At 71.9% G+C, this 20,323-nt stretch carries 16 protein-coding genes and 1 rRNA gene; 11 read left to right on the plus strand and 6 right to left on the minus strand.

Features of this window, described 5'->3' with window-relative positions:
* Window positions 1–280 precede the first annotated feature (280 nt).
* Window positions 281–541, minus strand: coding sequence for a helix-turn-helix domain-containing protein (locus H1226_RS22980; protein ID WP_224967202.1), 261 nt, complete (start codon window positions 539–541; stop codon window positions 281–283).
* Window positions 542–1,289: 748 nt separating this feature from the next.
* On the opposite strand from H1226_RS22980, the gene H1226_RS22985 reads away from it, so the two are divergent.
* The 4 genes from H1226_RS22985 (at window position 1,290) to H1226_RS23000 (ending at window position 7,348) form a co-directional block, all read left to right on the plus strand.
* Window positions 1,290–2,696 carry a family 2B encapsulin nanocompartment shell protein gene (locus tag H1226_RS22985; RefSeq protein WP_258349484.1) on the plus strand — a complete coding sequence of 469 codons (1,407 nt, stop codon included), beginning with the start codon at window positions 1,290–1,292 and terminating at the stop codon, window positions 2,694–2,696.
* A gap of 240 nt (window positions 2,697–2,936) precedes the next feature.
* Window positions 2,937–4,826 carry a terpene synthase family protein gene (locus H1226_RS22990; protein WP_258342538.1) on the plus strand — a complete coding sequence of 630 codons (1,890 nt, stop codon included), beginning with the start codon at window positions 2,937–2,939 and terminating at the stop codon, window positions 4,824–4,826.
* A 59-nt stretch (window positions 4,827–4,885) separates the two neighbouring features.
* Complete coding sequence (locus tag H1226_RS22995; protein WP_258342539.1) at window positions 4,886–6,301, plus strand: family 2B encapsulin nanocompartment shell protein; 1,416 nt, start codon at window positions 4,886–4,888, stop codon at window positions 6,299–6,301.
* Window positions 6,302–6,316: 15 nt separating this feature from the next.
* Entirely contained in the window at window positions 6,317–7,348 is a 1,032-nt protein-coding gene (locus tag H1226_RS23000) for a family 2 encapsulin nanocompartment cargo protein polyprenyl transferase (RefSeq protein WP_258342540.1), read from the plus strand.
* A 319-nt stretch (window positions 7,349–7,667) separates the two neighbouring features.
* On the opposite strand, the gene H1226_RS23005 is transcribed toward H1226_RS23000, so the two are convergent.
* Window positions 7,668–8,621 carry a sporulation protein gene (locus tag H1226_RS23005; protein ID WP_258342542.1) on the minus strand — a complete coding sequence of 318 codons (954 nt, stop codon included), beginning with the start codon at window positions 8,619–8,621 and terminating at the stop codon, window positions 7,668–7,670.
* 472 nt (window positions 8,622–9,093) lie between these two features.
* Between H1226_RS23005 and H1226_RS23010 the strand changes: the two genes are divergently transcribed.
* Window positions 9,094–10,329, plus strand: coding sequence for an amidohydrolase (locus H1226_RS23010; protein ID WP_258342552.1), 1,236 nt, complete (start codon window positions 9,094–9,096; stop codon window positions 10,327–10,329).
* A 115-nt stretch (window positions 10,330–10,444) separates the two neighbouring features.
* On the opposite strand, the gene H1226_RS23015 is transcribed toward H1226_RS23010, so the two are convergent.
* Both H1226_RS23015 and H1226_RS23020 read right to left on the minus strand, forming a co-directional pair.
* Complete coding sequence (locus tag H1226_RS23015; RefSeq protein WP_258342554.1) at window positions 10,445–11,212, minus strand: DUF1295 domain-containing protein; 768 nt, start codon at window positions 11,210–11,212, stop codon at window positions 10,445–10,447.
* Window positions 11,209–12,498: an SAM-dependent methyltransferase gene (locus H1226_RS23020; protein ID WP_258342555.1), complete on the minus strand. Its 1,290-nt coding sequence runs from the start codon at window positions 12,496–12,498 to the stop codon at window positions 11,209–11,211. Before H1226_RS23020 ends, H1226_RS23015 begins: the two co-directional genes overlap by 4 nt.
* 117 nt (window positions 12,499–12,615) lie before the next feature.
* Here H1226_RS23020 and H1226_RS23025 point away from each other — a divergent pair, with 117 nt between their 5' ends.
* Genes H1226_RS23025 through H1226_RS23050 form a run of 6 tightly spaced genes read left to right on the plus strand, consistent with a single transcriptional unit; the run spans window position 12,616 to window position 17,947 of the window.
* Window positions 12,616–13,299, plus strand: coding sequence for an alpha/beta hydrolase (locus H1226_RS23025; RefSeq protein WP_258342556.1), 684 nt, complete (start codon window positions 12,616–12,618; stop codon window positions 13,297–13,299).
* Complete coding sequence (locus H1226_RS23030) at window positions 13,296–14,561, plus strand: NAD(P)/FAD-dependent oxidoreductase (protein ID WP_258342558.1); 1,266 nt, start codon at window positions 13,296–13,298, stop codon at window positions 14,559–14,561. The genes H1226_RS23025 and H1226_RS23030 overlap by 4 nt, the downstream gene beginning before the upstream one ends.
* Entirely contained in the window at window positions 14,555–15,295 is a 741-nt protein-coding gene (locus H1226_RS23035; protein ID WP_373690088.1) for a DUF1365 domain-containing protein, read from the plus strand. The genes H1226_RS23030 and H1226_RS23035 overlap by 7 nt, the downstream gene beginning before the upstream one ends.
* Window positions 15,292–16,527: an SAM-dependent methyltransferase gene (locus H1226_RS23040; protein WP_258342563.1), complete on the plus strand. Its 1,236-nt coding sequence runs from the start codon at window positions 15,292–15,294 to the stop codon at window positions 16,525–16,527. Before H1226_RS23035 ends, H1226_RS23040 begins: the two co-directional genes overlap by 4 nt.
* Before the next feature lie 59 nt (window positions 16,528–16,586).
* Window positions 16,587–17,186 (plus strand): ECF RNA polymerase sigma factor SigK, encoded by a 600-nt coding sequence (gene sigK, locus H1226_RS23045; RefSeq protein WP_258342564.1) that lies wholly within the window; start codon window positions 16,587–16,589, stop codon window positions 17,184–17,186.
* Entirely contained in the window at window positions 17,183–17,947 is a 765-nt protein-coding gene (locus H1226_RS23050) for an anti-sigma factor (protein WP_258342567.1), read from the plus strand. Before sigK ends, H1226_RS23050 begins: the two co-directional genes overlap by 4 nt.
* Window positions 17,948–18,212: 265 nt before the next feature.
* Here H1226_RS23050 and ilvD read toward each other — a convergent pair whose 3' ends face one another.
* Window positions 18,213–19,916: a dihydroxy-acid dehydratase gene (gene ilvD / locus H1226_RS23055; protein WP_258342568.1), complete on the minus strand. Its 1,704-nt coding sequence runs from the start codon at window positions 19,914–19,916 to the stop codon at window positions 18,213–18,215.
* A gap of 213 nt (window positions 19,917–20,129) precedes the next feature.
* Window positions 20,130–20,247 (minus strand): 5S ribosomal RNA (rrf, locus tag H1226_RS23060).
* Window positions 20,248–20,323: the final 76 nt, after the last annotated feature.

Raw genomic sequence — 20,323 nt, forward strand, 5'->3', positions numbered from 1 at the left:
TCCGGGACTTTTCCCTGGCGGTGAACGCTCGACCTTCCCCGGAAGGCGGCCGCGGACCCCGCTGCGCGAACCCGGCACCGTCCACGCTGAGTCACCACGGAACCGACCGGCCTCCCGCGAGTGGAAATCCCGGATCCGGCCACGACTCGAATTCACCGGGAAAAAGCAATCCGGCATTGCCGGAACGCGCGCTCTGAAATCCGCTGCGCACATCGACCCAGCCCCGCCGAGACGGCGAACCGGCGGCGGAACGCCCGGCCACCCCGACGATTCGGCGGGCTCAGCCCGTGCCGGTCCCGCCGGTCCCGTCCCCGAACCGGACGTGCTCGGGCTGCGGGATGAGCAGTTCGTCGACCCCGCAGCCGAGCACGGCGCAGAGCACGTCCAGGTCGGCGAGCTTCACGCTCCCGGGCTGCCCGGACCACAACGCGGACATCTTGCCCGCGGAGATCACCATCCCGCGCTCGGCGAGCCTGCGCTGCAGGTCACCGGCCTTCCATATGCCCCGGTTGGCCGCAGCCAGCCGCAGGTTCCACCGCATCCGGACCTCCTCCTGCCCCAGCCGGCACCGCGGACGCGCGCGCGGCACCGGTCGCGAGACCACCCCGTTCTGATCGCCACACCGTTCCCCGCCCAACACCGCGCGACGCCTTTCGGGATTGTTTCAGGAATGCCGAATTCGCCTCGACAAGGTCGGGTTAATCGCGAACGCTACTGCATCGATCCAAGCACTCCGCAACCGGTTCCCACCGACCGCCCCCGCACTTCGCCCGGCCGGAGCAGCACGTCGTGCACGGCGCGAATCGGACCCGCTGGAAAACGGGTTCGATCGTCCGCGGAACGACCAGAGAACACCGATTTATTTCCAAGCGAAACTACTTCCCGTGATCACAATAGGCGAAACGAGTGATGGTCGGTGATGTAGCTCCCGCCCGCCACCGGAGCAGCCACTCTTAGCACCTTCGGGTGACTGTACGGCCCCATCCGGCGGTGCTAGCGTCTTCTCCGCCAGGAAATGAGCACGCAATTTGCCGATGCCCGGTTTCCACGTCGGCGTCTTTCCATTCACGCGAAACCCAGCGGAAAACAAGCGAACTCAGTCGAAGAATCGGCCTGTTCCCCTCGAACCGGCCGATTGGCGACCCCGCGACCCGAACCGGGCCGGGCCGGGTCGTTCGAAGCACCGGCACGGCGGCCAGCGAAGCCCGCCGCGGTCGAGCACGCCCCGCTCCACCGGAGCATTCGGCGCTTTCCCCAGAACTCGAACGAAAGATTAGGTGGTGTACGTCGTGACCGTGGCGGATTCGGGTGTCGACGAGAACGAGCGGCCGCAGCTGAGCCTGGGTACGGCCGCCGCGCGGAACCTCGCGACGACGACCAAGACCCCACCGCAGATGCAGGGCATCACCTCGCGGTGGCTGCTGCGGATGCTCCCGTGGGTGCAGGCGACCGGCGGGACCTACCGGGTCAACCGCAGGCTCACCTACACCTTGGGCGACGGGCGGGTGACCTTCACCAACACCGGCTCCGATGTCCGGGTCATCCCCCGAGAGCTGCGCGAGCTGCCGCTGCTGCGCGACTTCGACGACGAGTCGGTGCTCGGTGCGCTCGCCGACCGCTTCGTCCAGCAGAACTTCGAGCCCGGCGACGTCCTCGTCGAGGCCGGGCAGCCCGTGGACCAGGTCTTCCTGCTGGCGCACGGCAAGGTGAACAAGCTCGGCCGCGGCGAGTACGGCGACGACACCGTGCTCGGCGTCCTCGCCAACGGCGAGTACTTCGGGGAGTCCGCGCTGCTCAGCGCCGACGGAACTTGGGCCCACACCATCAAGGCCGTCACCTCCGGCACCGTGCTCGCGCTGCGGCACCAGAGCCTGCAGGAGATGAACGCCGCCGAGCCGCTGCGCCAGCACCTCGCCGGCATCGACACCTCCACCGGGAAACCGCAGAACGAGCACGGCGAAGCCGAGATCGGCATCCACTCCGGGCACAGCGGCGAAGCTCCGCTCGGCGGCACCTACGTGGACTACGAGCTCAGCCCGCGCGAGTACGAGCTCAGCGTCGCCCAGACCGTGCTGCGCGTGCACAGCCGGGTCGCGGACCTCTACAACCAGCCGATGAACCAGACCGAGCAGCAGCTGCGGCTCACCATCGAAGCACTCCGCGAACGCCAAGAGCACGACCTGCTCAACAACCCCGACTTCGGACTCCTCCACAACGCAGACCTCTCCCAACGCATCCACACCCGCACCGGCCCACCCACCCCCGACGACCTCGACGAACTCCTGTCCACGGTGTGGAAGGAGCCGACGTTCTTCCTGGCGCACCCGCGGGCGATCGCCGCGTTCGGCCGGGAGTGCAGTAAGCGCGGGCTGTACCCGCAGAACGTGGACTTCCAGGGCCACCAGGTCCCGGCGTGGCGCGGCGTGCCGCTGCTGCCGAGCAACAAGATCGGGGTGTCGGACACCCGCACCACCTCGATCATGCTGTTGCGCGCCGGGGAGCAGAACCAGGGCGTCGTCGGCCTGCACCAGACCGGCATCCCGGACGAGTACCAGCCGGGCCTGTCGGTGCGGTTCATGGGCATCAACGAGAGCGCCGTCATCTCGTACCTGGTCAGCACCTACTACTCGGCCGCGATCCTGGTGCCGGATGCCCTCGGCGTGCTGGAGCACGTCGAGATCGGGCGCGAGGGCTGACCCGGGATGCGGGCCTTGGAGATCACCGGTTCCGGTGCACCGTGCGGTGCGCGGCTGAACCCGCACGTGGATCGCGCGCACGCGCTCGCCGCCAGGTGGACGCGGGAACAAGGCCTGCTTCTGTCCGATGTGGACTTATCCGGTCCACGTCGGCCCGCGGACGCGGGGATCCCGAGCTCCCCGCACTCCCCCGGCGCGGACCCGTTCCGGATCGCGCCCGGGGAGGAAGCTCCGGGGCCGGTGGCTCACACGCCTGACGCCACCGGCCCCGGGGTGACCGCGTCCGCCGTGCGGGACCAGGTGCTGCTCGCCGCCTGGACCCATCCCGACGTGCCCGGCGCGGAGCTGGCGCTGATCGCCTGCTTCGAGGTGTGGGTGGCGGCGGTGCGCGGGCACGTCCGGCGCTGCTCGGGGGCAGTCGCCGAGCGCTCCGTGGCGGGGTTGCACCAGGTGCTGACCGGTGCGGCCGAATCCCGGGACGCCGCTGACCCCGCCGGCAGGGCGTTGCGCGACCTGCGTTCCCGGGTCGCGCCGTCGTGGCGGCGGCAGGTCGATGCCGCGCTGATCGACCTGCTGCGCGGGCAGGCCGCCGAGTCGGCGGGGGCGGCGGTGTCCCGGGTGCCCAACCCGATCGACCACCTGGGCGCGGGCCGCACCAGCGGGCCCGGCCCGTGGGCCGCGCGGCTGGTGGCCTACGGGCTGCGGGTGCGGATCCCGCGGCAGGTCGCCGCGAGCGCCGCGTTCCGCGCGGTGCACGACGCGTTCTGCGACGTGGTGCTGCTGCGCACCCGGAACGCGGGCGCGCCGGAGGAACCGCGGGACGAGCTCTCCGACAGCGTCGTGGTGCTGCAGCGGCACTTCGGGCAGTCCCGGGCGCGAGCGCTCGCCATGCTCGACGACCTGTTGTCGTGGCGCGCGGAACGGTTCGACGAGCTCACCGGCACCGGCCTGCCCGTGCTGCTGGCGGAGTGCGCGGACGCGGCGCAGCGCGACGCGGTGCTGCGCTACGTCCAGGGGCTGCGGGACTGGTCGGCGGGCCTGCTGGCGTGCCGGCCGGACACGGCGCCGCGGGACGCCGGGCAGCCGCGCCCGGCCCCGCGGCACACCTCGAACCGGGTGCGGCTGCCCGAGTTCTTCATGCCCTTCGACACCAGGCGGAATCCGGCGGTGGACGCGGCGCGGCGGCACTGCCGCGAGTGGGCCGAGGAGCACGGGTTGTTGCGCGGCACCCGCTCGTGGACGCCCGCCGCGTTCGACTCCGCCGACTACGCGCTGCTGGCCGCGCTGACCGAACCCGATGCGGCGGCGGCCGAGCTGGATTTGGCCGCCGATTGGCAGGTGTGGTCGTGGTACGCCGATGACCACCTCCGGTCCCGGGCCTCGGGTGCGGCGTTCCGGGATCGGCTCGCGGACCTGCTCCGCGACGGGCCGGAACCGCGGGAACCGTGGGAGCGGGCGCTGGTCGACCTGTGGCGGCGCACCACCGACGAGCTGGAACCCCGGCGGCGGCGCGAGTTCGCGGTGCGGCTAGCGGAACGCTTCGAGTACCGGGTGGCGGAACTGCGCGGCCCGGAGCCGGCCGACCCGCTGGCGCTGCTCGCGTCCCGGCGGCGCAGCTGCGGCGCCGAGTTCAGCGCCGCGCTGCTGCGGCACCGCCACGCCGCGCAGCTGCCCGCCGAACTGTTCACCGGCACCCCGATGCGGGCGCTCGCCGAGACGTTCGCCGAGGTCAGCGCGCTGCGGCACGACCTGCTCCGCTACCGGGCGACGTCTCCCGGCCCGCCGCGGACGCCGAACGTGGTGGCGGCGGTGGCGGCGTTCCTCGGCTGCCGGCCGCAGCAGGCGGTGTCGCTGACCGACGACCTGTGCACGGCGCGGCTGCGGCGGTTCGAGTCGGTCGCGCACTGGGAACTTCCCGCGCTCACCGGCGAGTTCGACCTCGACGCGGCGGGCTGCGCACGGCTGGAGCGGTACGTGCGCGGCATGCAGCAGTGGATGGCGGGCGAGCTGCGGTGGGTCGCGGTCACCGGCCGCTACGCCGGTACCGGAGACCGGCCGCGCCGGGTGCGGCGCGCGCACGGCCGACCCGGGCGCCCGGACGAGCGCTTCCTGCGCCGGGCTCCCGGCTAGTACCCCGGGCCGGCTCCCGGCCCGGTTCTTCCAGCAACGACAACGGGATTGGTGACTGCATGACCCGCGAGACCCACACCGAGGACCCCACGGACGCGGGTTCCGGCGCTCGCCCCGCGCTCAGCCTGGGCACCGATGCGGCGCGGAACCTGTCGACCACGACGAAGACCCCGCCGCAGATGCAGGGCATCACGTCCCGCTGGCTGCAACGCACCCTGCCGTGGGTGGAGGCGAGCTCCGGCACCTACCGGGTGAACCGCCGGTTGACCTACACCCTCGGCGACGGGCGCGTCACGTTCGTCAGCACCGGCAAACACGTGCAGGTGGTGCCGCAGGAGCTGCGGGAGCTGCCCGCGCTGCGCGACTTCGACGACGCCGCGGTGCTCGGTGCGCTCGCCGACCGGTTCGTGCAGCGCGAGTACGAGGCGGGCGCGGTGCTCGCCGAGGCGGGCGCGCCGGTCGATCGGATCCTGCTGCTGGCGCACGGCAAGGCGCACAAGCTGACCCGCGGCGAGTACGGCGACGACGCGGTGCTCGGCCTGCTCGCCGATGGGGACCACGCCGGGTCCGGGTTGCTGCTCGACCAGGGGTCGCGGTGGCCGCACACCGTGAAGGCCGTCACGCCCTGCACCGTGCTGGAGCTGCGCGGCGACGTCGTGGCGGAGACGGCGGCCCGCGCCGACGGGCTGCGCGCCCACCTCGACGACGTGCGTTCACGGCCGTCGAAGTCGCAGAACAAGCACGGCGAGGCCGAGATCGGCATCCACTCCGGGCACAGCGGCGAAGCACCGCTCGGCGGTACCTTCGTCGACTATGAGACCTCGCCGCGCGAGTACGAGCTGGCCGTCGCCCAAGCGGTGCTGCGCGTGCACAGCCGCGTGTCCGACCTCTACAGCACGCCGATGGACCAGACCGAGCAGCAGCTGCGGCTCACCATCGAAGCACTCCGCGAACGCCAAGAGCACGACCTGCTCAACAACCCCGACTTCGGACTCCTGCACAACGCAGACCTCTCCCAACGCATCCACACCCGCACCGGCCCACCCACCCCCGACGACCTCGACGAACTCCTGTCCAAGCGGCGCAAGACCCGGCTGGTGCTGGCGCATCCGCGGGCCATCGCCGCGTTCCGGCGCGAGTGCAACCGGCGCGGGGTGCTCCCGGACGTGGTGGAGGTCGAAGGAACCCGGGTCACCGGGTGGCGCGGGGTGCCGATGCTGCCCAGCGACAAGATCCCGGTGTCCGAGGTGGGCACCACCTCGATCCTCGCCATGCGCACCGGCGCCGAGGACCACGGCGTCGTCGGCCTGCGGCAGACCGGCATCCCCGACGAGCACGAGCCCGGGCTGAACGTGCGGTTCATGGGGATGGACGAGCACGCCGTGGTGTCCTACCTGGTCAGCACCTACTACTCGGCGGCGGTGCTGGTCCCCGACGCGCTCGGCGTGCTCGAACACGTCGAGACCACCCGGTGAAGGAGATCGGCGCAGATGACCGCACATGTGGACGAGGCACGACGGACGGTGGCCGACACGCTGCGCACCGGCCGGGAGCTGCTGGACCCGGCGCTGCGCGCCGCGGTCGGTTCGCTGCCGGAGTCGATGCAGCGCATCGTCGGGCACCACTTCGGCTGGCGGGACGAGCACGGCGCGCCCGTCGACGAAGACCAGGGCAAAGCGATCCGGCCCACCCTGGTGCTGCTCGCCGGGCGGGCCGTCGGCGCCGACGCGCGGCAGGTGCTGCCCGCGGCGGTCGCCGTGGAGCTGGTGCACAACTTCTCGCTGCTGCACGACGACGTGATTGACGGTGACCTCACCCGGCGGCACCGGCCCACCGCGTGGCGGGTGTTCGGGTCCGGGCCGGCGATCCTCGCCGGAGACGCGCTCTTGACGCTCGCCGCCGACGTGCTCACCGGCAGCGGGCATCCGGCGGCGCTCGCCGGGTTGAAGGAGCTCAACACCACCGTGCTCGACCTGGTGGATGGGCAGAGCTCCGACATGTCGTTCGAGCGGCGCGCCGATGTGGCGCTGCCCGAGGTCCTCACCATGGTCGGGGCGAAGACGGGGGCGCTGCTCGGGTGCAGCTGCGCGCTCGGCGCGTTCTTCGGCGGTGCCGGGCAGGAGCGGGTGGAGCACCTGCGGCGCTTCGGCTACCGGCTCGGCCTGGCGTTCCAGCTGGTCGACGACATCCTGGGCATCTGGGGGGATCCGGCGGTGACCGGGAAGCCGGTGCACTCCGACCTGCGGAACCGGAAGAAGTCCTTGCCGGTGGTGGCCGCGTTGAACTCCGGCACGGCCGCCGGTCGGGAGCTCGCCGAGCTGTACTCCCGTGAGATGTCCGATGAGGACGCGGTGCGGGCCGCGCGGCTGGTGTCCGACTCCGGGGCCCGGGAGTGGAGCCGCAGCCACATCGCCACGTTGGAGGCCGAAGCGCTGCACCACCTGGACGTGGCCGCCCTCGAACCGGGGCCGGCTGCGGAGCTGGCGGCGCTGACGCGGATGTTGACGGGGCGCGAGTTCTGACCCGCGCCCGGCTACGGGAGTGAACGGACCGTTCGTCCGATCTAGTTGGGCGAACGGTCCGTTCACCCATGTCCGAAGCCGCCTCCGGGTGGGGTTCGGTTCGCACCCGCGAGCCGATCACCTCGACCGCGGAACCGGGTGAACGGACCGTTCGACCGATCCAGTGGGACGAACGGTCCGTTCACCCGGAACTCGGCCCGTGGTGGGCCGGGACGGGTGTGTCGGCACCCGCCCGAGTCCACCCGCTCCGGAGGTTCGGGAGTGAACGGACCGTTCGTCCGATCTAGTTGGGCGAACGGTCCGTTCACTCCACCGGAGTTCAGTCCTCGTCGCCTTCGGCGGCGTCTCCGGCTTCGTCCAGGACCTCGCCGAGGACCATGCCGCCGACGAGTCCGGCGCCTGCGCCGAGCGCGGCTCCAGCCGCTACGCCACCCCAGCCCGGACCGCCGCCCTGCTGTTCCTGGTAGTGCTCGTGCTGCTCGGGATGTCCGCCGCTGAACATGCCGCCGCGCTGCGCCGCCTCGTCGAGCCAGCGGGTCAGCTCCGCGACCCAGTCCGCCTGCTCCGCCTCCGCGTGGGTGCGGCGGAACCGCCCGAACGCGTCCTCGCCGGAGCGGAACATGCCGCCGCGGCGGTCGGCTTCGAGCACGACGTGCAGGTCGTCGGCGTCGGCGACGAAGGTCAGCTCGACCTCGTCGACGCGGCCGCGGTACTGCTCCGGAGCGAAGAACTCGATCTCTTGGAACATCGGCAGCTGCTGGTCGATGCCGTGCAGCCGCCCGATCTCCAGGTCGGTCGACTTGAACTGGAAACCGAGCGCGCCGAACGCGTCGAGCACCCTGGACTGCGAGGGCAGCGGGGCCACGAACAAGCCGTCCAGGTCGCCCTTGTCGGCGCTCTTCGCGACGACCAGTTCGGTGCGCACGCCGAGGGCGACGCCGGGGAGCTGCGCGCCGTCGACGACGTTGATCGGTGTTTCCGCTGGCACGGGGATCGCGAACGGGATCACCTTGTGCTCTCCGTCGCCGACGTGGAAGTTCTCGGCGACGACGACCTGCATGAACTCGATGGTGGCGTCGTGCTGCTCGTCGCCCCGCTCGACCTCGGCGCGGGCTTCGAACCTGAGGACGATCCGCTCGATGTCGACTTCGTCGTCTCCGGTGACTCGGACTTCACCGGAGAGCGTCGAGCCCGGTTGGACGTGCGGTTCGGAGAACACCGTGTCGACGGTGGGTCCTCCGATCCCGAGCGCCCGCAGCATCTTCTTGAACACCAACGCGACCTCCCAGTCGTTTCAAGATCATCATACGAGCCCCTGCCCCGCGTCTGATCTTGCCCCAATGTCCGATTCGTCCGCCATCGCCGTGCCGCCGCGCCGCGAAGATCCGTCGAATGCCGCAGCGCTCACCCCCGGCCTCCCCCACCACGTCACTCACCGCGGCCGGGGACGAGTGAACGGACCGTTCGACCAACTAGATGGGACGAACGGTCCGTTCACTCCATCCACCGGGCGGGTGCCACCGCTGCCCACGATCTCCAGCCGCACCGGCACGACACCGAGTGAACGGACCGTTCGTCCAAGACCGCTGGACGAACGGTCCGTTCACTCACACCGGTGGTGGGGGCGGCGGCGCCGGTGATGAGCTGTCCCCACCGCCCCGGCTGGCCACGACCGCCACGCCGGGGGACGGTGTTGACGCGCCGCGGCGAGTGGTTCGCGGTCACCGAGCGCGAGGAGTCGACGTATGCCTTCGGGTCCGTTCCCCGAGCTGGAAGCCGCGCTGCCTGAGTTGGAGCGCTGCTACCTGGATCTGCACCGCCACCCGGAGCTGGCGTTCGCGGAGCACCGCACCGCCGAGGTGGGCGCGCGGGCGCTGCGGGCCGCCGGTTGCGAGGTCACCACCGGCGTCGGCGGCACCGGAGTGGTGGGCGTGCTGCGCAGCGGGGAGGGCCCGACGGTGCTGCTGCGCGCCGACATGGACGGGTTGCCGTTGCGGGAGCAGACGGGCCTGGACTACGCGAGCACGGAGGTCGCGGACGGCGAGGTCCCGGTGGCGCACGCCTGCGGCCACGACATGCACGTGACGTGGCTGCTGGGCGCGGCACGGCTGTTGGCGGGCCGCCGCGCCGAGTGGTCGGGCACGGTGCTGTTCGTGCTGCAACCGGCCGAGGAGCACGGCGGGGGTGCGCGGGCGATGCTCGCGGACGGCGTGTTCGACCGGTTCGGCACACCGGACGTGGTGCTGGGCCAGCACGTCGGCCCGATGCCGGCGGGGCACGTGTTCACCCGCCCGGGGTTGACGATGTCGGCGAGCGATTCGGTGCACGTGCGGATGTTCGGCCGCGGCGGCCACGGTTCGCGCCCGGAGACGACGGTGGATCCGGTGGTGATGGCGGCGGCGACGGTCATGCGGTTGCAGACGGTCGTGTCGCGGGAGGTGGCGGCGACGGAGTCGGCGGTGGTGACGGTGGGCGCGTTGAACGCGGGCAGCAAGGAGAACGTGATCCCGGACGAGGCGGAGCTGCAGCTGAGCATCCGGTCGTTCGCGGAGCCGGTCCGGACCCGGGTGCACGAGGCGGTGCGGCGCATCGTGCGCGCGGAGGCGGCTGCCGCGGGTGCGCCGCGCGAACCGGAGTTCACCGAGGTCGACTCGTACCCGGCGACGGTGAACGACGAGCGGGCCACGGAGGCCTTGACCGCGCGGTTCCGGGAGGTGTTCGGCGAGCAGCGGGTGCACCCGGCGCCGGTCGTGGCGGGCAGCGAGGACTTCGGCGAGTTCGGCGCGGCGAGCGGGGCTCCTTCGGTGTTCTGGTTCGTCGGCGGCGTGGACGCGGAGCGCTTCGCGGCCGCGTCGGAGGCGGGCACGGTGGAGCGGGACGTGCCGTCGAACCATTCGCCGCAGTTCGCCCCCCAGCTGCACCCGACGTTGTCGGCCGGGGTGGAAACCCTGGTGGCGGCGGCCCTGCACCACTTGGACTGACCGCCCCGCGGTGACCGCCCCGCCCCGCTACCGGTTGGCCGGCCCCGCCCCGCGGTGACCGGTCCCGCGGCGCCACCGGTGACCAGTCCCGCACCGCGGTGCCCGCCGCCGGTGGTCACCCCCGTCGCGGCGGCAGCGGCAGGAACCCGCTGGTGCGCTCGACGTAGTCCGCGTAGCCGGGCCGCCGTTCGCGCATTCCCCTCTCCAGCAGCGGTTTCCCGGTGCCGCGCGCCAGCAACCAGGTCATGACGAGCGGCGAGAGCAGCGTCGCCGCCCCGGCCCAGCTGTGGCAGGCCAGCAGGTACAGCCCCCACCACACGCAGGCGTCCCCGAAGTAGTTGGGGTGCCGCGTGTAGCGCCACAGCCCGCTGTCGAGGACCCGCCCGGAGTTGGCGGGGTCGGAGCGGAACCGGCTGAGCTGCGCGTCGCCGACGGTCTCGAAGCCGAACCCGATCACCCACACCACGATTCCCGCCCACCCGAGCGCGCCGAGCTCACCGGGGAAGGCGATGGCGGCTTGCACGGGCAGCGACACGAACCACATCACGAGCCCCTGCACCAGGTACACGCGCAGGAACATGAGCAATCCGACCCGGTCGCCGTAGCGCCGCGCCATCTCCAGGTAGCGGGGGTCTTCGGCCCCGCCGGAGTTGCGGTGGTGCAGGTGCGCGGACAGCCGCACCCCCCACCCGACGGTCAGCGCGGTGGCGGTCCACCCGGCGGCGGAGCCGGGCCCGGTGAACGCGCAGCAGAGGGCGATCACCGCGAATCCGGCTCCCCACACCGAATCGATGGTGTCGTAGCGCTTGCGCAGCCGGGCGACGCCGTAGGCGGCGAGCACGGTGACGAGCGCCGCGGCGGGGGCGGTGAGGAACGCGTTCATCGGGCGGCTCCGGCGAGCGCGGCGGCGGCACCTCGTCCGTCCGCGGTGGTCTTGGTGGCGAGGATCTGGTTGACGCCCATGCGGTTCTCCTCGAACGCGAGCCCGCCGCCGGCGAGGTAGAGCCGCCAGGTGCGGGCCTGTTCGGGGCCGAGCAGCGCGACGGCCCGCTCCCAGTTCCGGTCGAGCGTCCGCGCCCATTCCTCGACGGTTCGGGTGTAGTGCTCGCGCATGGCCTGCACGTCGCGGATCTCCAGTCCGGCGCGTTCCAGGTGGTCGAGGGTGTGGCCGACGGGGACCATGCTCATGTCGGCGGCGATGTAGGCCTCGATGAACGCCCCGCCGCCGGGCGCGTCGCCCGCTCGGGACATCTGCTGGATGAGCAGGTTGCCGCCGGGCCGCAGCATCCGGTGCAGGGTGGCCGCGTACACCGGGTACTGGTTCTCCCCGACGTGCTCGCCCATTTCGACGGAGGCGACGGCGTCGAAGGGTTCGCCGGAGATCTCCCGGTAGTCCTGCAGCCGCACGTCGACCTGCCCGCGCAGGCCGAGTTCGTCGATGCGGCCTTGGATGTGGGCGGCCTGCTGCGCGGAGAGCGTGACACCGGTGGCGTGCACGCCGTGGTGCCGGGCGGCGTGCAGGATGAGCGATCCCCAGCCGCAGCCGACGTCGAGGAGCCGGTCGCCTTCGGCGAGCCGCAGCTTGCGGCAGATCAGGTCGAGCTTGTCGTGCTGCGCCTCGGCGAGCCCGTAGTCCTCGCCGGTCCCGGTCCAGTAGCCGGAGGAGTAGGCCATGTTCGGGTCCAGCAGCAGCTCGTAGAACTCGTTGCCGGTGTCGTAGTGGTGCGCGATCACGTCGCGGTCCCGGGAGCGGCTGTGCAGCCGGCCCGCGAGCTTCGCCTCCCCGGCGGGCGGGGCGGGCCGGGGCCCGATGACGCCGAGCGCGACGGCTTCGGTCAGCAGCCGCCGCCACTGCGCGGGGCCGAACCGCACCGCGCCGGTGCCCCCCGCGCGGATCGCGGACCAGCAGCGGCGGAGCCCGTCGGTGAGGTCACCGCGCACGTCGAGGTCACCGCTGACGTAGGCGCGCGCCAGGCCCAGTTCCCCGGGCCGGTACAGCACGTGCCGCAGTGCTCGGCGGTTGCGCAGCACCACGCGCGGTGATCCTTCGGGACCGGCGGTGCTGCCGTCCCACGCGGTGAGCCCCACCGGCAGCGGGATGCCGATGAGGTCCCGCACGGCGCGTTCGATCCGGTGGGCCGCTCCGCGCGGCTTGCGCTGTTCGGACACACGAACCCCTTCCTCGGTCTGGTGCCCCTCGTTCGGAGCGGGATCGCCCGCGGATCGGTGGTTGTGATCCGACGCACAACGACCAAGCCGGATCGGGTGGTGTTCCGAACCGGGGGCATGCAGATCCAGCAGCGTCCCGGCGATCCGGCCGGGCGGCGCGGGCCGCGGCCGTCGGTGCGAGTCCTGCGGTCCCGCGTCGACGAGCCGCGGACGGTGGTCCTCGTGCTGCACGGCGGGCGCGCCACCAGCGACGACCCGGTGCGCACCCACCAGCTCGCGTACCGGCGGATGCTCGCGGTGGCGCGTTCGGTGCGGCGGGTGGCGGCGGGTAGCTCCGTGCGGGTGTGGCTGCTGCGCTACCGGGTCCGGGGCTGGAACGAGCCGCGGCTGGACGCGTTGGCCGACGCGCGCTGGGCGTTGCGGCAGGTCGAGGAGCGGCACCCGGGCGCCCGGGTGCTGCTGGTGGGGCATTCGCTGGGCGGCCGGGTCGCGTTGCGGCTGGCGGGCGAGCAGCGGGTGCGCGGGGTGTGCGCGCTGGCGCCGTGGGTGGAGCCGGGTGAGCCGGTGGAGCAGCTCGCGGGCCGCGAGGTGCTGATCGCGCACGGCGACGCGGACCGGGTCACGTCGCCCGCCGAGTCGGCGGAGTTCGCGCGCCGCGCGCTGCAACTTCCGCGGCCGCCGTCGCTGACGTACGTGCGCGTGCCCGGCGCGGGCCACGCCATGCTGCGCCGCTGGACCGAGTGGGAAGCGTTGACGAGGCGTTTCGCCCGCGCACTGATCGTCGAGGAGGAGCTGCGATGAGCGGCACCGTGGCCGTGGTCGGCGCCGGGGTCTCCGGACTCACCGCCGCGTACCTGTTGCAGCGCCGCTACCGGGTGCTGCTGTTCGAGGCCGACGACCGGCTCGGCGGGCACGCCCACACGCACCGGTTGCGCAGCGCGGACGGGCGCGTGGTGCCGGTGGACAGCGGGTTCATCGTGCACAACGAGCGCACCTACCCGAACCTGCTGCGGCTGTTCGGGGAGCTGGGGGTGCGGACCGCGGAGACCGAGATGTCGATGAGCGTGTCCTGCGACGGGTGCGGCTTGGAGTACGCGGGGGCGCGGCGGCTCGGCGGGTTGTTCGCGCAGCGCGGCAACGCGGTGCGCCCGCGCTACCTGGCGATGCTGGCGCAGGTGGTGCGGTTCCACCGGGCGGCGAACCGGTTGCTGGACGCTCCCGGCGAGTCGGCGGATTCGGTGACGCTGGGGGATTTCCTGGCGGGGCAGGGCTTTTCGCGGTACTTCGTGGACCACTTCGCGCTGCCGCTGGTGTCGGCGGTGTGGTCGGCGGATTTCGAGGTGAGCAAGCGGTACCCGGCGCGCTACCTGTTCGAGTTCCTGCGCCACCACGGAATGCTGTCGGTGGGTGGTTCGCCGACGTGGCGCACCGTGTCGGCTGGTTCCGGCGAGTACGTGTCGCGGGCGGTGGAGCGGCTGTCGGCGGTGCACGTGGGCACGCCGGTGCGGTCGGTGTCGCGGTTCGCGGACCGGGTGGAGCTGCGGGACGCGCAGGACCGGGTGCACGAGGTGGACCGGGTGGTGCTGGCCTGCCACGCCGATCAGGCGTTGGCGCTGCTGGCCGATCCGACTCCGGCGGAGGCGAAGGTGCTGGGCGCGTTCGGCTATTCGGAGAACGAGACGTGGTTGCACTCCGATGCGGGTGTGCTGCCGCGGGCGGCGGGCGCGCGGGCGTCGTGGAACCACCACAAGCCGAGCTGCGTCGCCGATCCGGGGCACGTGCTGGTCAGCTACGACATGAACCGGTTGATGCGGTTGGCGGAACCGGTGGACTACCTGGTGACGTTGAACCCGGCGGGCCGGGTGCGTCCGGAGCGGGTGCTGGCGCGGATGCACTACCGGCATCCGATCTACACGCCGGATTCCGTTGCCGCGCAACGGAACCTGCCCGAGCTGGGCGATGCGCGCACCCGGTTCGCCGGGGCGTACCACGGCTGGGGGTTCCACGAGGACGGCTGCGCCAGCGGGGTTCGGGCCGCCGAGGCGTTCGGGGCTGGCTGGTGAGCGCCGCGGGCGTTCCGGCGCTGTACCACGGGGAGGTGGTGCACGTCCGGCACGGCGACCCCGGGAACCGGTTCCGGCATCCGCTGTACACGTGGCTGGTCGACCTGGACGCGTTGCCGCGGCTGCCGTGGTGGCTGCGGCCGCTGGCCCGGTTCGACGCGCGGGACCACCTCGGTGATCCGCGGCGCGGCATCCGGGAGAACGTGGAGCGCTGGCTGGCGCTGCGCGGCGTCGAGCTGGACGGCGGCCGGGTGCTGATGTTGGCGCACGCCCGCGTGCTCGGGCACGTGTTCAACCCGATCACCGTGTACTGGTGCTACCGGCTCGACGGTTCGGTGCGCTGCGTCGTCGCCGAAGTGCACAACACCTACGGGGAACGGCACGCCTACCTGCTGCACCCGGACGAGTCGGGGCGCGCGGAGGTGGGCAAGGAGTTCTACGTGTCCCCGTTCCTGCCGGAACACGGCCGCTACGAGATGCGGGTCCGCCCGCCCGATGAGCGGCTGCACCTGCGCATCCGGCTCCACGACGAGCATCGGCCGCTGCTGACGGCGGTGCTCACCGGGGTGCGCGAACCCGCCACGGCGCGGGCGGTGGCGCAGGCCGCGCTGCGCCACCCGCTGGTGCCGCAGCGGGTGTCCGCGCTGATCCGCAAGCACGGGATCTCGTTGTGGCTGCGCGGATTCCGCATCGTCCCCCGCCGTCCCCACCCGCACCAGGAAGGCATCCGATGAGCATCACCGTCCAACCCGCCACCCAACTGGGGCCGTGGGATTCGATCGGGCCTGCACCGCATTCGCCGGTGCGCGCGCGCTTGGCCGAGCAGCTGTTCCGGTACGCGGTGCGGAACCTGCCGGTCCGCGTCGCCCTCGCCGGGGGTGAGCGGCTCGGCGCGGGCGGGCCTGGTGCGCCGCTGATGCGGATCCTCGATCCGGCGGCGTTCTTCCACCGGCTCGGCGCCGACTCGAAGATCGGGTTCGGCGAGTCGTTCGTGGCCGGGGAGTGGGACAGCCCGGAACCGGCCGAGCTGCTCACCCCGTTCGCCGAACGACTCGCGGACCTGGTGCCCGCACCGCTGCAGGCGCTGCGGCGCTGGGTGGACGCGCCCAAACCGGGCGCGGAGCGCAACACGACCACCGGGTCGCGGCGCAACATCGAACGGCACTACGACCTGTCCAACGACGTGTTCGCCGCGTTCCTCGACGAGACCATGACCTATTCGTCGGCGATGTTCACGCCCGGTTCGGACGACCTCGCGGACGCGCAGCGCACCAAGATGGACCGGGTGCTGGACCTCGCCGGGGTGGGCGCCGGGACCCGCTTGTTGGAGATCGGCACCGGCTGGGGGTCGTTGGCGATCCACGCGGCCGAGCGGGGCGCGCAGGTCACGACCCTCACCTTGTCCGCCGAGCAGAAGGAACTCGCCGAGAAGCGCATCGCCGCCGCCGGGTTCACCGACCGGGTGGACGTGCAGCTGCGCGACTACCGGCACGCCGAGGGCGGTCACGACGCGATCGTCAGCGTCGAGATGATCGAAGCGGTCGGTTCCGAGTACTGGCCCGAGTACTTCGCCGCGCTGGACCGGCTGCTCGTGCCCGGCGGCCGCATCGGGTTGCAGGCCATCACGATGCCGCACGACCGGATGCTCGCGAGCCGCCGCTCGCACACCTGGATCCACAAGTACATCTTTCCCGGCGGGGAGATCCCGTCCCTGCAGGCCATCGAGGGGACCGTGCGCGAGCACACCGGGTTGCGCGGCACCGGACGTCATTCGTTCGGGCCGGACTACGCGGCGACGCTGCGGACCTGGCGCGACGCGTTCCAGCAGCGGTGGGACGACATCGCCGCCCTCGGTTTCAGCGAGCGGTTCCGCCGCACCTGGGAGTTCTACCTGGCCTACAGCGAAGCCGGGTTCCGCGCCGGGTACCTCGACGTGTGGCAGCTCGGCTTCCGCAAACCCGCCTGACCACGCCGCCGGACCAGCGGCGGTGCACACTCGGCACGATCCCGGTGAAGGGACCCGGCATGCAGGAACGTCCGCACTCCAGACCGCAGCGGTGGACACCGCCGCCGGATGAAGGGCCCGACGCGCGGGCGCTGATCGCCGACGTCGCCAAGGGCGATGAACGCGCTTTCGAACAGCTCTACGAGCTGCTCTCCGGTTCGCTGCTCGCGATGATCCAGCGGGTGGTGCGGGACACCGCGCAATCCGAGGAGGTCGCGCAGGAAGTGCTCGTCGAGGTGTGGCGCCGCGCCACCCACTACCGACCGGAGCTCGGCAGCGTGCAGACCTGGGTGTTCACCCTCGCGCACCGGCGCGCCGTCGACCGGGTCCGCTCCGCCCAGGCCGGGCGGGACCGCGAGGCCCGCGTCGGTGCGCAGCAGCACGGCAGGCCGTTCGACGAGGTCAGCGAGTCCGTCACCACCCGGTGGGAGCAGCGGCAGGTGCGGCGCTGCCTCACCGCGCTCACCGAGCTGCAACGGGAATCGGTCCTGCTGACCTACTACCGCGGCTACACCTACCGGGAAGCCGCCGGTCTGCTCGAAGCACCCGCGTCCACCGTGAAGACCCGATTGCGGGACGGACTGATCCGACTGCGCGACTGCCTGGGGGTGGGCCGATGAGCACCGACCTCGCCACGTTGACCGGTGCTTACGCCGTCGACGCGCTGCCTGACGACGAACGCGCCGAGTTCGAGGCGCACCTGAACTCCTGCGAGGACTGCGCGCAGGAGGTCCAGGAACTGCGGGAAGCCGCGGCCCGGCTCGGGTCGGCCGAACAGTCCGCGCCGCCGGAGGCGCTGAAGCAGCGGGTGCTCGCCGAGATCGCCCAGACCCGGCAGGATCCGCCGCCGCCCGCCGACCTGGCGGCGCACGCGGCCAAGCGCCGCCGCCGGTACTCGTGGGCGACGCGGCTCTCGGTGGCGGCCGCCGCGGTCGGCGTGGCGCTCGCCGCCGTGTTCGGCGTCGTCGCCGTCCGCGCCCAGCAGGAGCTCGACGCGGCCCGCGACCGCATGACCGCCGCCGGGACGCGCGGCGCCGAGATCTCCGCCGTGTTGCAGGCCCCCGACGCGCGGGTGATCAACACGCCGGGGCCGGACGGGATGCGGGCCACCACCGTGCTGTCGCACGCGCAGGGCAAGGCGATGTTCATGGCGACCGGCATGGCGCCGCCGCCCGCGGACCGGGCCTACCAGGTGTGGTTCATCGAACCCGGCGGGTCGGCCACCTCCGCGGGCATGCTCACCGCCGCCGGCGCCGACGACACGGAACCGTTGATCGCCGCCATGCCCCCGGACACCGCGCAGCTCGGCGTGACGGTGGAACCGGAAGGCGGCTCACCGGCGCCGACGACGACGCCGATCCTGATGCTCCCCACCACCTGACCCGGAGCTGAGTGAACGGACCGTTCGTCCGATCTAGTTGGGCGAACGGTCCGTTCACTCCTTCCGGCGCGCGTGGGCGTGGTGCTGTGAGTGGCCCGCTCTCCGAGCCTCATTCCACCGGCGTTCGGGAGTGAACGGACCGTTCGTCCAGTCTTGTTGGGCGAACGGTCCGTTCACTCACCTCCAGGAGCGGAGGTGTCGGCGCGATGTGGTGTCGGGTGAACGGACCGTTCGTCCGATCTAGTTGGTCAAACGGTCCGTTCACTCACAACCGCGGGGTGGCAGGGGCTCCTTCGGAGGCGGAACCGACCAGGGCCGCGTACTTCGCCAGGACGCCGTGGCGGAGCGTCGGGCTGGGCTTGGTCCAGGTGGCGCGGCGAGCGGTCAGCTCGGCGTCGGGGACCTGGAGGTCCAGGGTGCGCGCGGCGAGGTCCAGGTGGATCGGGTCGCCGTCGCGAACCAGCGCGATCGGTCCCCCGTCCGCTGCCTCCGGAGCGACGTGCCCGATGCACAGTCCGGTCGTCCCACCGGAGAACCGGCCGTCGGTGAGCAGCAGCACGTCCTTGCCCAACCCGGCACCTTTGATCGCGCCGGTCACCGCGAGCATCTCCCGCATCCCCGGACCACCCCGCGGGCCCTCGAAGCGGATCACCACCACGTCACCCGGCCGCAACGTCCCTTGCTCGACCGCGTCCATCGCACCTTGCTCGCCGTCGAAGACCCGCGCCGTGCCGCGGAACGTGTCGGCATCGAAGCCGGCGCTCTTCACCACGGCCCCGTCCGGTGCCAGCGAACCGCGCAGGATCGTCACCCCGCCCGTGGGGTGCAGCGGGTTCGACAGCTGCCGCAGCACGTCGCCGTCGAGCTCGGGCGGATCCAGCGCCGCCAGGTTCTCCGCGAGGGTGCGGCCCGTGACGGTGAGGCAGTCCCCGTGCACCAGGCCCGCGTCGAGCAGCGCCTTCAGCACCACGGGAACTCCGCCGATCCGATCGACCGCGGGCATCACGTGCCTGCCGAACGGCTTCACGTCGGCCAGGTGCGGCACCCGGTCCCCGATCCGGTTGAAGTCCTCCAGCCGCAGGTCCACCTCGGCTTCACGGGCGATGGCCAGCAGGTGCAGCACCGCGTTGGTCGAGCCGCCGAACGCCATCACCACTGCGATGGCGTTCTCGAAGGCCTCCTTCGTGAGGATGTCGCGGGTGGTGATCCCCCGTTCCAGGAGTCCCACCACGGCTCGGCCCGCTTCGCGCGCGCTCACGTCGCGGCGCTGGTCCACCGAAGGCGGGCTCGCCGAGCCGGGCAGGGACATGCCGAGCGCTTCCGCGGCGCACGCCATCGTGTTCGCCGTGTACATACCACCGCACGCGCCTTCACCTGGGCAGATGGCGCGCTCGATGCGTTCCACTTCGTCTTCACCGATGAGGCCCCGCGCGCACGCTCCCACCGCTTCGAACGCATCGATGATCGTCACCTCGCGGTCGTCGACCTTTCCCGGCAGCGTCGAGCCCGCGTAGACGAACACCGAGGCGAGCCCCAGTCGTGCCGCCGCCATCAGCATGCCGGGCAGGCTCTTGTCGCAGCCCGCCAGCAGGACCGAACCATCCAGCCGTTCGGCCTGCATGACGGTCTCGACCGAGTCGGCGATGATCTCGCGGGACACCAGGGAGTAGTGCATGCCGACGTGGCCCATCGAGATCCCGTCGGACACCGAGATGGTGCCGAACTCCATCGGGAATCCGCCGGCCTCGCGGACCCCGTCCTTGCCGGCCTGCGCCAATCGTTGCAGTGACAGGTTGCACGGGGTGATCTCGTTCCACGACGAGGCCACTCCGATCTGGGGTTTCGCGAAGTCCTCGTCCTGCATGCCGACGGCTCGCAGCATGCCGCGGGCGGGCGACCGTTCGATCCCGTCGGTGACGTCACGACTGCGTGGCTTCAAGTCCGGTTCGCTGTGCTCGCCAGTGCTCATCCGGCCGACTGTAGTGCGGACGACAACTGCTGACCCGGTGCCGAGGTCCCACGACGGGACACAAAAAAAGGGGGCCCGGTCCCAGGTCGTGGCCTTCAAGCCACTTCCCGGGGACCAGGCCCCCATCATCGTCTCCGCCCCAGCCCCTTGACGGGCCTGGAAAGCAGGACACGCCCCGGAACTTGGTTCCGGGGCGTGTCCCCTCATGAGTATTGTCGGCGGTGTCCTACTCTCCCACACCCTATCGAGTGCAGTACCATCGGCGCTGGAGGGCTTAGCTTCCGGGTTCGGAATGGGACCGGGCGTTCCCCGCTCCGCTAAAACCACCGACAAATCCAACCACACCAACACCCCACCCGGGGCGCCGTGTGAAACCTCTATCCAATTCAACAACCAACCAGTTGCTG

It is taken from the genome of Saccharopolyspora gregorii, from assembly GCF_024734405.1.
Taxonomy (GTDB): Bacteria; Actinomycetota; Actinomycetes; order Mycobacteriales; family Pseudonocardiaceae; genus Saccharopolyspora_C; species Saccharopolyspora_C gregorii.

Coding starts and splice junctions, on each gene's coding strand:
- H1226_RS22980 (WP_224967202.1), bottom strand. CDS start 541: ATGCGGTGGAACCTGCGGCTGGCTGCGGCCAACCGGGGCATATGGAAG.
- H1226_RS22995 (WP_258342539.1), top strand. CDS start 4,886: ATGACCCGCGAGACCCACACCGAGGACCCCACGGACGCGGGTTCCGGC.
- H1226_RS23000 (WP_258342540.1), top strand. CDS start 6,317: ATGACCGCACATGTGGACGAGGCACGACGGACGGTGGCCGACACGCTG.
- H1226_RS23010 (WP_258342552.1), top strand. CDS start 9,094: ATGCCTTCGGGTCCGTTCCCCGAGCTGGAAGCCGCGCTGCCTGAGTTG.
- H1226_RS23015 (WP_258342554.1), bottom strand. CDS start 11,212: ATGAACGCGTTCCTCACCGCCCCCGCCGCGGCGCTCGTCACCGTGCTC.
- H1226_RS23025 (WP_258342556.1), top strand. CDS start 12,616: ATGCAGATCCAGCAGCGTCCCGGCGATCCGGCCGGGCGGCGCGGGCCG.
- H1226_RS23030 (WP_258342558.1), top strand. CDS start 13,296: ATGAGCGGCACCGTGGCCGTGGTCGGCGCCGGGGTCTCCGGACTCACC.
- H1226_RS23040 (WP_258342563.1), top strand. CDS start 15,292: ATGAGCATCACCGTCCAACCCGCCACCCAACTGGGGCCGTGGGATTCG.
- sigK (WP_258342564.1), top strand. CDS start 16,587: ATGCAGGAACGTCCGCACTCCAGACCGCAGCGGTGGACACCGCCGCCG.
- H1226_RS23050 (WP_258342567.1), top strand. CDS start 17,183: ATGAGCACCGACCTCGCCACGTTGACCGGTGCTTACGCCGTCGACGCG.
- ilvD (WP_258342568.1), bottom strand. CDS start 19,916: ATGAGCACTGGCGAGCACAGCGAACCGGACTTGAAGCCACGCAGTCGT.